Annotated in this window: 13 protein-coding genes; 8 read left to right on the top strand and 5 right to left on the bottom strand. The window is 63.6% G+C overall.

What is annotated here, in order from left to right; genetic code table 11:
- Together Y88_RS04605 and Y88_RS04600 are read left to right on the top strand one after the other, a co-directional pair.
- Positions 1-1,182, top strand: a complete 1,182-nt coding sequence (locus Y88_RS04605; RefSeq protein ID WP_008066721.1) for an RsmB/NOP family class I SAM-dependent RNA methyltransferase — start codon at positions 1-3, stop codon at positions 1,180-1,182.
- On the top strand, positions 1,179-1,754 hold the full coding sequence (locus Y88_RS04600; RefSeq protein WP_008066712.1) for a tetratricopeptide repeat protein: 576 nt from the start codon (positions 1,179-1,181) through the stop codon (positions 1,752-1,754). Before Y88_RS04605 ends, Y88_RS04600 begins: the two co-directional genes overlap by 4 nt.
- Positions 1,755-1,808: 54 nt before the next feature.
- Here Y88_RS04600 and Y88_RS04595 read toward each other — a convergent pair whose 3' ends face one another.
- Complete coding sequence (locus Y88_RS04595) at positions 1,809-2,345, bottom strand: RNA pyrophosphohydrolase (RefSeq protein WP_008066711.1); 537 nt, start codon at positions 2,343-2,345, stop codon at positions 1,809-1,811.
- Positions 2,342-3,325 (bottom strand): alpha/beta hydrolase, encoded by a 984-nt coding sequence (locus Y88_RS04590; RefSeq protein WP_008066710.1) that lies wholly within the window; start codon positions 3,323-3,325, stop codon positions 2,342-2,344. Before Y88_RS04590 ends, Y88_RS04595 begins: the two co-directional genes overlap by 4 nt.
- Positions 3,326-3,675: 350 nt before the next feature.
- On the opposite strand from Y88_RS04590, the gene Y88_RS04585 reads away from it, so the two are divergent.
- The 3 genes from Y88_RS04585 to Y88_RS04575 all read left to right on the top strand — a co-directional run bounded on the left by Y88_RS04585 (position 3,676) and on the right by Y88_RS04575 (position 8,048).
- On the top strand, positions 3,676-5,571 hold the full coding sequence (locus Y88_RS04585; protein ID WP_008066708.1) for a 2-oxoacid:acceptor oxidoreductase subunit alpha: 1,896 nt from the start codon (positions 3,676-3,678) through the stop codon (positions 5,569-5,571).
- 13 nt (positions 5,572-5,584) lie between these two features.
- Positions 5,585-6,601, top strand: a complete 1,017-nt coding sequence (locus tag Y88_RS04580) for a 2-oxoacid:ferredoxin oxidoreductase subunit beta (RefSeq protein WP_008066702.1) — start codon at positions 5,585-5,587, stop codon at positions 6,599-6,601.
- Positions 6,602-6,680: 79 nt separating this feature from the next.
- Positions 6,681-8,048: a cryptochrome/photolyase family protein gene (locus tag Y88_RS04575; protein ID WP_008066701.1), complete on the top strand. Its 1,368-nt coding sequence runs from the start codon at positions 6,681-6,683 to the stop codon at positions 8,046-8,048.
- On the opposite strand, the gene Y88_RS04570 is transcribed toward Y88_RS04575, so the two are convergent.
- From Y88_RS04570 to purF, 3 genes are all read right to left on the bottom strand, one after another.
- On the bottom strand, positions 8,036-8,413 hold the full coding sequence (locus Y88_RS04570; protein WP_008066700.1) for a PilZ domain-containing protein: 378 nt from the start codon (positions 8,411-8,413) through the stop codon (positions 8,036-8,038). The genes Y88_RS04575 and Y88_RS04570 overlap by 13 nt on opposite strands.
- Positions 8,414-8,548: 135 nt before the next feature.
- Entirely contained in the window at positions 8,549-9,274 is a 726-nt protein-coding gene (locus Y88_RS04565) for an SDR family NAD(P)-dependent oxidoreductase (RefSeq protein WP_008066699.1), read from the bottom strand.
- On the bottom strand, positions 9,274-10,734 hold the full coding sequence (purF, locus tag Y88_RS04560) for an amidophosphoribosyltransferase (protein WP_008066698.1): 1,461 nt from the start codon (positions 10,732-10,734) through the stop codon (positions 9,274-9,276). The genes Y88_RS04565 and purF overlap by 1 nt, the downstream gene beginning before the upstream one ends.
- 285 nt (positions 10,735-11,019) lie before the next feature.
- Here purF and Y88_RS04555 point away from each other — a divergent pair, with 285 nt between their 5' ends.
- The 3 genes from Y88_RS04555 (at position 11,020) to Y88_RS04545 (ending at position 14,434) form a co-directional block, all read left to right on the top strand.
- Positions 11,020-12,414 carry a GGDEF domain-containing protein gene (locus Y88_RS04555; RefSeq protein WP_232280912.1) on the top strand — a complete coding sequence of 465 codons (1,395 nt, stop codon included), beginning with the start codon at positions 11,020-11,022 and terminating at the stop codon, positions 12,412-12,414.
- A 102-nt stretch (positions 12,415-12,516) separates the two neighbouring features.
- Positions 12,517-13,758 (top strand): lipoprotein-releasing ABC transporter permease subunit, encoded by a 1,242-nt coding sequence (locus Y88_RS04550; RefSeq protein WP_008066696.1) that lies wholly within the window; start codon positions 12,517-12,519, stop codon positions 13,756-13,758.
- Positions 13,751-14,434, top strand: coding sequence for an ABC transporter ATP-binding protein (locus tag Y88_RS04545; RefSeq protein ID WP_008066694.1), 684 nt, complete (start codon positions 13,751-13,753; stop codon positions 14,432-14,434). The genes Y88_RS04550 and Y88_RS04545 overlap by 8 nt, the downstream gene beginning before the upstream one ends.
- The last annotated feature ends 9 nt before the right edge of the window (positions 14,435-14,443 follow it).

The following is a 14,443-nucleotide window of genomic DNA, read 5'->3' as shown; positions in this document are numbered from 1 at the left end:
GTGAACCCTGCGGCGCGTGTTCAGGCGGCGATCGACATCCTTGACGAGGTGATCGCAGCCGCGCGTCGGCAGGGCGCGTCGGCAGACCGCATTGCGGCCGAATGGTTTCGCCAACGTCGCTTCGTCGGGTCGAAAGACCGGCGGGCGATCCGCGATCTCGCCTGGGACGCGATCCGGGCCTGCGGAGATATTCCGGCGGACGGACGCGCCGCGATTCTCCGTCTTGCATCGGGCAATGCCGACCTTTCTGCCCTGTTTGATGGATCGCGGTATGGTCCGGCTCCCATCGACCCGTCGGAACGGCCCGCTTCGGGCGGTGTCGCGCCGGGCTGGCTCGTCCGGCGTCTGACCCAAAGCGGTCTCGACGAGCGTGAACAGGCTGCGCTTCTCGATCGCGCGCCACTCGACTTGCGCGTCAATCGCCTTAAGGTCACGCGCGACGCCTTGCTCGCTCGGTTGCCGGTTGCCGCAGAGCCGGGGCCTGTCCCCGATTCCCTGCGTCTGGCATCGGGAACGCCGGCGGAAAGCTGGCCCGAATTTGCCGAAGGTCTGTTCGAGGTGCAGGACGCGGGCAGTCAACTGGCCTGTACCGCCCTTCATGCTCAGCCGGGCGAAACCGTGATCGACCTTTGCGCCGGAGCAGGGGGCAAGACTCTGGCTCTTGCAGCGGCGATGGAAAATCGCGGGCGCCTTGTCGCCTGCGACATCGACCGGGCACGCCTGTCGCGGTTGCCCGAACGGGCTGCGCGGGCAGGGGCCACGGTCGAAACCTGCCTGCTCGACGCGGGGCGCGAACGGGAAGCCTTGCGCGGCTTTGCCGGCAAGGCGGACGCGGTCCTGGTCGATGCGCCGTGTTCGGGGACGGGCACATGGCGACGCAATCCCGAAGCGCGCTGGCGCCTTACGCCTGAGACCATTGTGCGTTATGCGCGGGCGCAGGCCCATGTCCTCGATCTTGCGGTGGAACTGGTTCGTCCCGGCGGTCGGATCACGTTCATCACCTGCTCGCTGCTTGATGAAGAAGGCGCCGATGCGGTTGGCGCCTTTCTCGCTCGTTATCCGGGATGGCGCACCGTGCCTGTCGATGCGCCGATCGGGCGCGGGCACGGGCCGGGCTGGCGCCTCACTCCGGGACATGACGGAACCGACGGGTTTTACTTCGCAAACCTGGTGGCCGCATGATAATCGATACGGCCATGCAAACCGGTCGCACACGAAAGACCGATACGCCGGTCAAGGAGTTGCTGATGCGCTATTTTCCCGCCGCCCTTGCCTTGTCTCTCGCACTGGCCGTGACGGGGAGCATGGGATCGGCGCGGGTCAACGATCCGGTGGATCCACGGGCGCAGGCTTTGCTGGCAGCAGGGCGGGCCGCGCTCGAACATGGCGATCTCAACAGCGCCACGGATGCTTTCGAAGCCGCGCTGACGATTGATCCGGGTTATGTCGGGACGTTCGTCGCGCTGGGCGATACTGCGCGCAAGGGAGGCCTGCCCGGCAAGGCGATCCATTATTACAAGGTCGTGCTGGATCGCGATCCGGGCAATCTTGCTGCGATTTCCGGTGAAGGCACCGCGATGGCGGAGAAGGGCGCGCTGGACAAGGCGAAAGCCAATCTCGTTCGCCTCGAAGGCCTGTGCGGCAAGGGATGTGGCGAGACGCAGGCTCTGGCGGCTGCGATTGCCAAGGGACCCGCGCCCAAGGTCGTTTCGGCCGAGGCGGTCAAGCCGCAACCGGTGGCCGAAACGAACTAAGGGCAGGTCTTATCTCCGGAACGGGCCTGAAACGGGCCCGCAACCGGGAGCAAATCAGATCAGAGTGCGGAATTCTTCGAGCACCTGGCGATAGACGCGGCGCTTGAACGGCACGATCAGTTCGGGAAGCAGTTCGGGGTCGACCCATTTCCATTCGGCAAATTCGGCCGGGTTATGGACGTTGAGATCGACCTGGCTGTCTTCGCCGTTGAAGCGGATCAGCAGCCACTTCTGGCGCTGACCGCGATAGCGCCCCTTCCACAGCTTGCCGATGAGTTCGGGTGGCAGGTCGTAGAAATATTCCTCGCGCGATTCGGCAAGGACCTGCACCAGCTCAGCGGTTATGCCGGTTTCCTCATAGAGTTCGCGCAAGGCCGCCGGGCGCAGTTCCTCGCCATCGTCGATCCCGCCTTGCGGCATTTGCCAGGCGTCGCCTTCGCCGGTCGAGGCCTCGCCGCGCAGGGCACGTTCGCGGCTGTCGATTCTCTGGCCCACAAAGACCCGGCCATGCGCATTGACAAGCATCACGCCCACGCAGGGGCGATAAGGAAGCCCGGCAAATTGATCAGTCGCAGATTGATCAGTCATCATATCCGTTCCAGTTGCTGCCGGATGGCAGCGAAGATGGTCGCAATGTCGTCCTGTGCGCTCGGGATCGCCTTGCGCAACTGGATAAAGCCATGGATCGTCCCCGACATCTCGAGGAACGTCAGGCTGGCTCCGGCGCGGACCAGTTCCGCCCCGTAGACCCGCCCGCTGTCGCGGATAGGGTCGAGTCCGGCGGTCACTAGCACGGTCGGCGGGGTTTGCGCATGGTCATTGTACACAGGATAGGCACGCGGATGCCCGGCTTGTGGCTGATAAGCATTGGAAAACCATGACATGGTGTCGGCCGTCAGCATGAAGCCGTCGGCAAATTCGCGAAACGAGGGGTGATCGATGCGGTCGTCGGTGACCGGATAGATCGGCGCCTGCAGAATGACCGGCACGGCGGCGGGCTGTTCGACCAGTGCTCGTGCGGTCACGATGGCAAGATTTCCCCCTGCCGAGTCGCCGGTCAGGATGAGGCCGGTCGCGATGCGCCCCAGTTCCGGCGGATTTTGCGCGACCCAGCGTGCAGCGGCCTCGCAATCGTCCGGGGCGGCAGGGAACGGGTGCTCGGGGGCGAGGCGATAATCGACCGCCACCACCGGAAGGTCGAGCGCGCTTGCAAGTTCGGTACAGAACGCATGGTGTGTGGCAAGGTCGCCGATGACGAAACCTCCGCCGTGGAAGAACAGGATGACCGGCCCCGGTTCCCGTTCCGCGCGCGCGTCATAGAGGCGCAAAGGGATCGCGCAGGCAGGGCCGGGCGCGGCAAGATCGCGGATGACGGGCAGGGGCAGCGGTTCGCGTTCGCCAACGCTCGTCATCGCAAGATACGTCTGGCGCGCCAATTCGGGCGTCAGCGCGCTCATCGGCGTGCTGCCCATGGTGTTGAGGAAATCGAGGAAAGCCCGGACATCGGGGCGGATGAACGGGGTGTCGGCGGGCGGGGTGTTGACCGTTTCGAGTTCTGCCATGATCTGCATTGATCCTCTCAACCATTGGGGCGGCCCACTGGTGCGGGCCGGAGTCGCGCATCGGGCGCAGAGGCCGATTGTGGGACTTCATGGCATGGGTAAGTGCGGTTTTGAAACTTGACTAGGTGCCTTGGGCGCGATCATGGATAGGGAAACAAGGGCGTTTGAGAGGCTGTAGCCGGTGATCGGGCAAAAATCGTCACTGTGCGGGTTTGGAATCATGCGCGAAGAGAATTTCTTTTTTGCGCTTGACGCGAACGGGCGGTAGGCGCGCCGGCAAGGTTATACAGATTTGTGACCGGATTTGTGATGGGGCAGGGCCAACGGCGACAAACCGGCCCCCGCGAGCGAGGAATACGATGGCGACAGCAATGATGGACGGGCCCGATGCGCTGACCGGCGGAAAGGACAGCGCGGGGCTCGCGGCTCCCGAGGCAGTGGTAGTCCGTTTTGCCGGTGACTCCGGCGACGGGATGCAGCTTACCGGCGGGCAATTTACCCTTTCGACCGCGCTTTCGGGTAACGATCTTTCGACGTTCCCCGACTTCCCGGCAGAAATCCGCGCGCCGCAAGGGACGCTGTTCGGCGTTTCGGCGTTCCAGATCAATTTCGGCTCGACCGAGATCGATACCGCCGGGGATCGTCCCGACGTGCTGATCGCGATGAACCCTGCTGCGCTCAAGGTGAACCTGCCCCTGCTCAAGCCGGGCGGGCTCATCATTGCCGACAGCGGGGAGTTCTCGAAGCGCAACCTGGAAAAGGCCAAGTACGAGAGCAACCCGCTCGAGGACGGCAGCCTTGAAAAGTGGCAGCTGCTCTCGTTCGACATTTCGGCACGCACGCTCGATGCGGTGAAGCCCTTCGGCCTTGGCAACAAGGAAGCGCTGCGCTGCAAGAACATGTGGACGCTCGGCCTTGCGCTGTGGATGTTCGACCGCGATCGTCAGCCGCTGATCGACTGGCTCAATGGCAAGTTCGCCAAGAACAAGGTTCTGGCCGACGCCAACATCGCTGCGCTCAATGCCGGTCACGCCTATGGCGAAACCGCCGAACTGTCGGGCCCGCTGCGTCAGGTCCACATCGGTCCGGTCGAAAGCGAACCGGGTCTCTACCGCACGGTCACCGGCGCTGAATCGATCAGCTACGGTCTCGTTGCCGGGGCCCAGCTTGCCAACCTGCCGATGTTCTTCGGCGGCTATCCGATTACGCCCGCCTCGTCGATCCTCCACAACCTTGCCAAGCTCAAGGAATTCGGAGTGACGACGTTCCAGGCCGAGGACGAAATCGCCGCGATCGCATCGGCGATCGGCGCGTCCTATGCAGGACAGCTCGGCGTTACCTCGTCGTCGGGGCCGGGCATCGCACTCAAGACCGAGGCCATGGGCCTTGCGGTCATGACCGAATTGCCGCTGGTGATCGTCAACTCGCAGCGTGGCGGTCCCTCGACCGGTCTTCCGACCAAGACCGAACAGTCGGACCTCTATCAGGCTGTCTATGGCCGCAACGGCGACGCGCCGATCCCGGTGATCGCCGCGCGCAGCCCGTCCGACGCGTTCGACTGCGCGATCGAGGCTTGCCGTATCGCGACGCAGTACATGACCCCGGTCATTCTGCTGACCGACGGCTACATCGCCAATGCCTCCGAACCGTGGAAGGTGCCCGATCCCAAGGCTTATGAGCCGTTCCCGGTCACGTTCCTTGAAGAACCCAACGGTCCCGATGGGGAGCTTCATCCCTTTGCTCGCGACGAAAAGGGCGCTCGCCCCTGGATCAAGGCCGGCACGCCGGGCTTGATGCACCGCATCGGCGGGATCGAGAAGAACCCGCTGACCGGTGCGATCGACTATTCGCCCGCCAGCCACCAGATCATGAGCGACGCCCGCAAGGCGAAGGTCGATGGTATCGCCAAGAGCATTCCGGCGCAGGAAGTCACTCTGGGTGATGCGAGCGGCAAGCTGGTTCTGGTCGGTTGGGGCAGCACGTTCGGCCCGATCCATCAGGCCGTTCGTCGTGCGCGCCGCAAGGGGCTCGACGTCAGCCATGTTCACGTCCGTCATGTCTGGCCCTTGCCGGAAAATCTCGGCGACCTTCTGCGCGGATACGAACGCGTGCTGGTCCCCGAAATGAACTCCGGCCAGTTCAAGACCGTTCTGCGCGACCAGTATCTGATCGATGCCCGCCCGCTGACCAAGACCAGCGGCCAGCCTTTCACCATTGCCGAGATCGAAGCCGCGATCGAAGCAGCGCTGGCCTGAGGGAACCATTTCCATGAACGAGATGACCGCGATCAAGACCACTATCAAGGATTGGGAAACCGATCAGGAAGTTCGCTGGTGCCCGGGCTGCGGCGACTATGCGATCCTGAAGGCGGTGCAGCGCACGCTGCCCGAAATCGGCGCCGACCCGTCCAAGACCGTGTTCGTGTCAGGGATCGGCTGCTCCAGCCGTTTCCCCTACTATGTCGAAAGCTATGGCTTCCACACGATCCATGGGCGCGCTCCGGCGTTTGCCACCGGGATCAAGCTTGCCAATCCGGAGCTCGACGTCTGGCTCGTGACCGGTGACGGTGACGGCATGTCGATCGGCGGCAACCACACGATGCACGTGATCCGTCGCAACGTGAACACGCAGATCCTGTTGTTCAACAACGAGATCTACGGCCTGACCAAGGGGCAGTATTCGCCCACCAGTCGCGAAGGCACGCCGTCGCCGACGACGCCGCTCGGCTCGGTCGATCACCCGGCCTCGCCTTGCGCATTCGCGCTGGGCTCGGGCGGGCGCTTCATCGCGCGCGCCTATGACGTGTCCAAGGATCTGACGACCGTTCTCAAGGCCGCGCATGCCCATCAGGGCGCTGCGTTCGTCGAGATCTTCCAGAACTGCATCGTCTACAACAAGGATCGTTTCGACGATTTCACCGCCAAGCCGGTGGCCGATGCAACCCAGCTCTGGGTGAAGCACGGCGAACCGATGCTCTATGCCAAGGGCACCAAGGGTATCGCGCTCGATGTGGCGGCGCTGCGTCTCAAGGTCGTCGATGTCGTCGATGGCGACTGGCAGGCGGCGGGCGTTCTGGTCCACGACCAGACCAACCGTGCAATTGCGCACATGCTCGTCGAAATGCCGTTCGGTGCTTATCCGATGGCGCTCGGCGTGATCTATGACGATCCGCGTCCGACCTACGAAAGCGCGCTGCTGTCGCAGGACGCCAAGGCGCGTGCGGGGCGCACCCCCGATCTCGCCGCCTTGCTGGCCAAGGGCCAGACCTGGACGGTCGAGGGCTGATAACCTTCCTCTCTCTGTAGTCCGCGATCTGCCCCAAAGGGCAGGTCGCGGGATTGCCGGGGGAGAGCAGAAGGGGGCGATGACCGCCCCCGTTCTTGTCTGGCTGCGCCAGGATCTTCGTCTGGCCGATCAGGCCGCATTCCTTGCTGCCGCAGCCGAGGGACCGGTTGTCCCGGTCTATGTTCTCGACGACGAAACCCCGCGACATCGCCGGATGGGCGGCGCGTCGCGCTGGTGGCTTCACCACAGCCTGAAAAGCCTCGACGAGGGGTTGCGACAACGCGGTTCGCGTCTGATCCTTCGGAGGGGACCTGCGCATCGGGAATTGGCCGAACTGGCGCGCGAAGTTGGTGCCCGGCGCGTCCATGCGCTTGCTCATGTCGAACCCTGGTGGCGCAATGCCGAACGAGCAGTCGCCAAGACGCTCGATCTTGTCCTTCACGAGGGTCAATATCTCGCACCCCCGGGAACCGTGCTGACCGGATCGGGTCTGCCCTACAAGATATACACCCCGTTCTGGCGAGCCTTGTCGGAACGGATGCCGACGCATCGACCGGTGCCAGCGCCGGGCAGGATCGATGCACCGGCATCATGGCCCGACGGTGACCGCCTTGATGACTGGACCCTTGTGCCGACAAGGCCGGACTGGGCCGCCGGTTTCAGGACGAGATGGACGCCGGGTGAGGTCGGTGCGCACGAACGGCTCGACATGTTCATCGGCAAAGCGTCGCGTTATGGCGAGTGGCGCAATTTTCCCTCGGTGGAGGGGACTTCACGGCTTTCCCCCCATTTGCATTTCGGCGAGATTTCGGCTGCGACCGTATGGCACTCTGTCGCCGATGCGGGGGGATCGGTTTCCACTTTCCTCGGCGAAGTGGGTTGGCGGGATTATGCCGCCAATGTGCTGTTGCAGATGCCCGACTATGCCGGACGCAGCGCGCGCGAGGCGTTCGAACGGTTTCCCTGGCGCGAGGATGCGGACGACTTGCGTGCCTGGCAGACGGGGATGACCGGCTATCCGATCGTCGACGCGGGAATGCGCGAACTGTGGGCGACCGGATGGATGCACAACCGGGTCCGCATGATCGCGGCCAGCTTCCTCGTAAAGCACCTGCTGATTGACTGGCGGGAAGGCGAGCGGTGGTTCTGGGACACGCTGGTGGATGCCGATCACGCGATCAATGCGGTCAACTGGCAGTGGACGGCCGGGACGGGCGTCGATTCCAACATGTTCGTCCGGATCATGGCGCCGCTGACCCAGTCACCCAAGTTCGATGCGGCAGGCTATATCCGCCGCTGGGTGCCCGAGTTGTCCGATGTAGCGGATGCGGACATCCACGATCCGCGCATTCGTCCTCGGGGCTATCCGGCGCCGTTGATCGACCATCCCCATGCACGGGCACGCGCGCTTGCCGCCCATGCCGGTTTCAAAGCTCAAGAGGGCTGATCGGGATCGAGGCTCAGCCCCAGGTTCGAATGGCGATTGACGATCTCTTCGAAAATCGCGGGGTGAAGCATGGTGTCAAAGGCCGCGCCGACGATTCCCGCTTCCCACCAGATCACTTCGGCCTGCATCGCCTCAAAACCGGGGAATGTGATCCAGCACCGGTTTTGCGGTTGCAGCCGTCCGGGGGACGAGGCGGTAAAGCCACCAAGCGACAGATCGCGGACGGTTGTCGAAAAGCCGCGCGCGCCGGAAGGACGCAAGGACGCGGTGATATGGACCCGCACGCGGGGCGCACTGCGATCCTCTTGCGAGGAATGTTCGTAACTGCCCGGGCCGAACCGGGAATCGTTCCAGGTGGTGCTCATTGGCTCTGCCTCGAGTCCGCAAACGCCTGCCGTTACCCGACGGAATTCGCCTCATCCTGAGAGGAATACCGCTTGGAAAATTAACCCGTTCTTTGCTGATTAGGTTAATTCGGCATTTGTCGCGTGACGCTTGGGTCAGGCCGGTCTTTCGACCCGTTCGCGGTGGGGGCTGGCGAAGTCTTCGCTTGCAAGTGCCGTGATCCGGTCCGCCACGACTTCGGGTGCCTTCACGCTTTCCGGGTCCTCACCCGGATAGGCTTTTGCCCGCATGCCGGTGCGCGTGGCGCCGGGATCGAGAATGGCGACGCGGATCGCGGAAATGCCGCGCACTTCTTGCGCATAGGAATCGAGCAGGTTGTCGAATGCCGCCTTGGTTGCGCCATAGGCCCCCCAATAGGCGCGCGGATTGGCGCCGACGCTGCTGGTGACGCCGATCACGCGGGCACCCTTGCTCTTTTTGAGCAGGGGGTGAAAGGCCGCGATCAAGGCCTGCGTTGCCGCGACATTGAGCACGAGCGCGCGATTGAGATCGCGCGGTTCGATCTGCCAGACCGGGGTGAGGACCGGCAGGACCGCCGCATTGATGACCAGGATGTCGAGTGCTTCCCAGCGTTCGGCTAGGGCGGTCGCAAGGCGGGCGATGGAATCGGGCTCGGCCAGATCGGCAGGCGCGATTGTCGCGCTGCCGCCTGCGTCGAAAATCGACTGTTCGACGGCTTCGAGGTCGCGCGCCGTGCGCGCGACCAGAATGACATGGGCGCCTGCCGCAGCAAGAGCCTTGGCGGTAGCCGCACCGATGCCCCGGCTTGCGCCGGTGACGAGTGCGACCTGTCCGGACAGCGGACTTGCGCCCATGGTCATCAGGCGACCGTTTCGATACCGCGCTCGGCGGCTTCCTTTTCACCCAGATCGGTGAGCCGGGTCGGGTATTCGCCGGTGAAGCAGGCGTCGCAATACTGCGGGCAGCTGCGATTACGCTGGGATTCGCCGACCGCACGATAGAGACCGTCGATCGACACGAAGGCAAGGCTGTCGGCCTGGATAAAGCGGGCCATTTCCTCGACATCCATGCGCGCGGCGAGCAGCTTGGACCGTTCAGGCGTATCGACGCCATAGAAGCAGGAATGCTCGGTCGGCGGGCTGGCAACGCGGAAATGCACTTCGCTGGCGCCCGCTTCGCGCATCATCTGCACGATCTTGAGGCTGGTGGTGCCGCGCACGATCGAATCGTCGATCAGCACAATGCGCTTGCCCGCAACGAGCGCGCGGTTGGCATTGTGCTTGCGCTTGACGTCGGCGTTACGCTTGCCGTCCGAAGGCTGAATGAAGGTCCGGCCGACGTAGTGCGAGCGGATGATCCCCAGTTCGAAGGGGATGCCCGACTGGCGCGCGAATCCGAGAGCTGCGGGAACGCCGCTGTCGGGAACGGGAATGACGAGGTCTGCGTCAACGCTCGATTCGAGCGCGAGCTGCTCGCCGATTGCCTTGCGCACTTCATAGACCGAAAGGCCGCCGATGAGGGAATCCGGGCGGCTGAAATAGACGTGTTCGAAAATGCACATCCGCGAGGACGGGCTGCCGAACGGGCGATGAGTTGAAATCGTGCCGTCGGGAGCGACCTGGATGAGTTCGCCGGGGTCCACTTCGCGGACCAGTTCTGCCCCGACGACGTCGAGAGCGACCGTTTCGCTCGAGAAGATCACTGCATCGCCCAGTTTGCCCATGACCAGCGGGCGGATGCCCAGCGGATCGCGGCAGGCAATCATACCTTCGGGCGTCATGCAGATCAGCGAATAGGCGCCTTCGACCAGTCGCAGGGCATCGACGAAGCGATCGAGCAGGGTGGGGTAGCGGCTCGTCGCGACGAGGTGGATGATGACCTCGGTGTCCGAGGTGGACTGGAAGATCGCGCCCTTGTTCACGAGATCGCGACGCAACGTCATCGCGTTGGAAATGTTGCCGTTATGGGCGATGGCAAAGCCACCGGCGGCAAGATCGGCGAAGAGCGGCTGCACATTGCGCAGGCCCGACCCGCCGGTCGTCGAATAGCGGACGTGGCCAGCAGCCATACGGCCGGGCAGTTCCGAGATCGCCTCGCCGGTCGAGAAATTCTGGGCGACATGGCCAAGCCCGCGCCGGGAATAGAATTCCTGGCCATCAAAACTGGTAATGCCGACGGCTTCCTGGCCGCGGTGTTGCAGGGCGTGGAGGCCGAGTGCGGTCATGGCGGCGGCGTCGCGGGACCCCAGCACACCGAAAATGCCACACTCCTCGCGGAGCTTGTCACCGTCCGCATCGCGGAAAGGATTGGTCAGGTTCATTGGTCTCGCGTCAGTCCGCAGGCGCAAGGGATTTAGCCCTTGCTGGTTGGCCGAAAAGCGCCCGCACACGGGTGCCTTGCGTTTTGCGCGCCATGTGGCGCCGTTTGATCCGGAACGCAAGGGGCAGCTGAAACATTGCCGTCACATCGCGGTGGTCCCTGCAAGGGCGCGCGCCATGCGGTTCGAAACGGACATTGCCCTTTCGGGCATTTTAAATCGAAATTCACCACTATGGGGTCAATGGGAGGCATGCGGATTCTGCGTAGCCCGATAATGATTCTGACTGTGTCCCTGGTCTATCTGGCCGGGGTCGTTCTGGCTTGCGGGTATATGCGGCTCGACGGCAGCGTCGCGATGATCTGGGTTTCGAGCGGTGTTCTGGCGGGTGCTCTCGTTGCGGTGGATCGTTCGCGATGGCCGGCGTTGCTTGCGCTTTGCGGAGCCTGCAACATTGCGGGGACCGGGTTTCTCGGACTGGGGTGGGCTGTCGCACTGCCGCTGATGGCGATCAATCTGGCAGAGGCCGTAGCAGGGGCGACCCTGCTTCGCCGACTGGTCGACCGTTATTGGCCCAGAGCAACCATGGAAATCGTTTCGGCGATGCTGCTCGGCACGATGCTGTTCATTCCGGTGATCAGTGCGCTGTGCGCTGCGGGCGTCGCATGGGGGCTTGTCGGACTGCCTTTCGCCCCGTCGTTCGTGAACTGGTGGATCGGCCATGCGGTGGGAATGATCGTGGTGCTTCCCTTCGCGGCAGTTCTGATGATGCGCCTTGCGGATGGGCAGGCGCCGTTCGGGGAGCACCGTCATCTGCTGTCGGTGTTGATGGTGGCAACGATGCTGCTGTTGTGCATCGGGGTTTTCTCGCAATTCAATCGCTGGACGCTTGCTGCGCCGCTTACTTTTGCCCTGTTCTGTGCGGTCTGGGCGGATGCTCTGGTTGCACTCACCATGCCGATCATCGTCGTTGCGGTCGCCACGGCGTTCACGATCCGCGGGATCGGTCCGCTCTCGACCGGGCTCGGCGACATGGCGGACCGCGTCCATGCCGGGCTTCTTTATGGCGGGATGGTTTCGCTCGGCACGTTACCGATCGTGACCGAGCAGGCACGGCGGCGTCGCGAACTCGCGCAACTGAGCCTCTCGGAAGCCCATTATCGGGCGATGTCCGAGCGGGCCGACGACCTCATCGACGAATTGCGGCGCGCGGCCTTTACCGATCCGTTGACGGGCCTTGCCAATCGTCGCCTGTTTTTCGAGACTTTGCGCGAGCGGGCCACCGGTACCGAGCGGGCCTGTCTGGCCATGGTCGATATCGACCACTTCAAGCAGGTCAACGACAGGTACGGACATGCGGTGGGAGACGCGGTCCTGTGCCATTTCGCGGATCTCGCCCGCTCCACGTTGCGCTCGCGCGATTTCATCGCCCGCATCGGCGGGGAAGAATTCGCGATCATCATTCAGGACACGACGATCGAGCAGGCATGCCAGGTGTGCCAGCGCTTGCTCGACCGGCTTGCGGCATCACCCGTCGATACTGCCGCGGGCCCAGTCTCGATCACGCTCAGCAGCGGCGTTGCGGCCGTCGGTCCCGATTGCGACGCTTCTCTCGCAGCGGCGGACGAAGCCTTGTACCAGGCGAAGCGCGACGGGCGATCCCGGCTCGTTTCGGCGGCCTGATAGCGCGGAGATGCGGCGGGGCGTGCGCAAGAGCATTGCCACCTTGCGGGTGAGCGCCTAGATCGGGCTTCTCTAGTCGCAACCGCGAAAGTGGCCTCCCGCTTGTTCCTGTCTTCCTTCGAACGGACCATCGCCCGGCGTTATATCTTGCCCGGCCGAGGTGAAGCCTTCATCGCACTTGTGGCCGGGATCAGTCTGGTCGCGGTCATGCTCGGCGTTGCGGCGCTGGTTATCGTCATGAGCGTCATGAACGGCTTTCGCGCCGATCTCATGGACAAGATCGTCGGGCTCAATGGCCATGCGGTCATTCAGGCTTACGGTGGGCGCCTCGACGATTGGCAGGGCCTTGTCCGCCAGCTCGAGAAGACGCCCGGCATTACCCGCGCGACGCCGCTGATCGAACAGCCCCTCCTGGCGACGTTCAACGGCCGTGTGGAAGCGATCATCGCGCGCGGCAATACGCAGGCGGACATCGCCCGCATGGCCGAAAAGAAAGTCGCCGGATCGTTCAAGGACATCCAACCGGGCGCAAGCGAAGTTGCAATCGGCTCGCGCCTTGCCGAAAATCTGGGCGTGCAGGTCGGCGACACGATCACGGTCATCAATCCGGCGGGGCGCACGACGCCATTCGGCACCGTGCCGCGCGAGATCGGCTATCGCGTCGCGGCGATTTTCGAAGTCGGCGTCTATGACTACGATAATGCCTTCGTCGTCATGCCGATCCCCGACGCGCAGACCCTTTTGCTGACCGGTGACACCATCGGCATGATCGAGGTCATGACCAAGGATCCCGATACCGTCGGGCAAACTCTGGCGCCGATCAAGCAGGCGTTGAACGGGCGCGCGGTCGTGACCGACTGGAAGACCTTGAATGCCAGCCTGTTTCAGGCACTGGCGGTCGAACGGGTGACGATGTTCGTTGTCCTGTCGATCATCGTGCTGGTCGCGGTGTTCAACATTCTCTCTTCGCTCATCATGCTGGTGCGGGCCAAGACGCGGGACATTGCGATCCTGCGAACGATGGGGGCAACGCGCGGCAGCATGGTCCGCATTTTCGTGACGATCGGCTTCGTCATCGGCGCCGTCGGGACCGTGATTGGCCTTGGTCTCGGGCTGGTGTTCCTGCATTTCCGCCAGAACGTCGTCGATGCGGTTCAATGGATGACCGGGCAGAACCTGTGGGATCCTTCGATCCGGTTCCTGACCGAATTGCCGAGCCGGGTCGATCCGGTCGAAATCGGCGGCATTTGCGGCATGTCGCTGCTGCTCAGCTTCCTCGCGACGCTCTATCCGGCGTTGAAGGCTGCAAGTACCGATCCCGTGCAGGTGTTGCGCTATGAATGATCATCAGGGGCCGGTCGTCAAACTGGTCAATCTCAAGCGGACCTTCCATCAGGGCGGCGTCGCCATCGAGGTGCTGCGCGGCATCAATCTGGAGATCAATCCCGGCGAGATCGTTGCTTTGCTTGGCCCTTCGGGTTCGGGCAAGTCGACCATGCTTCAGGCGATCGGCCTGCTCGAAGGCGGTTTTGAAGGAAAGATCGAGATTGCCGGGACCGAGGCTTCGGCCCTGTCGTCCGACGCTCGCACGACCTTGCGGCGCGATCATCTCGGCTTCGTCTATCAGTTCCACCACCTGCTTCCCGATTTCAACGCGACGGAAAATGTCGTGTTGCCCCAGTTGATCGCGGGACAGGCGAAAGGGCCTGCGAACGATCGTGCGCAAGAGCTGCTGACGGCACTGGGGCTCGGGCATCGGCTCGATCACCGGCCGAGCCAGCTTTCCGGCGGCGAACAACAGCGCGTGGCAGTGGCGCGCGCGCTCGCCAATCGTCCGGCGCTGGTGCTGGCGGACGAACCGACCGGCAATCTTGACGAAGGCACGGCCGATCGTGTGCTCGAAGAATTCCTGCGGCTCGTTCGCGGCGAAGGCAGTGCCGCGCTGGTCGCGACGCACAACGAACGCCTTGCCTTTCGCATGGATCGCGTGCTCCGTCTGCATGAAGGCCTGTTGGCCTAAGCTTCGCCG

Origin of the sequence: Novosphingobium nitrogenifigens DSM 19370, assembly GCF_000192575.1 — a bacterium.
In the GTDB taxonomy this organism is placed as follows: domain Bacteria; phylum Pseudomonadota; class Alphaproteobacteria; order Sphingomonadales; family Sphingomonadaceae; genus Novosphingobium; species Novosphingobium nitrogenifigens.
Note: the sequence above shows the minus strand (reverse complement) of the source record. Positions and strands in the feature narration are given on the sequence as shown.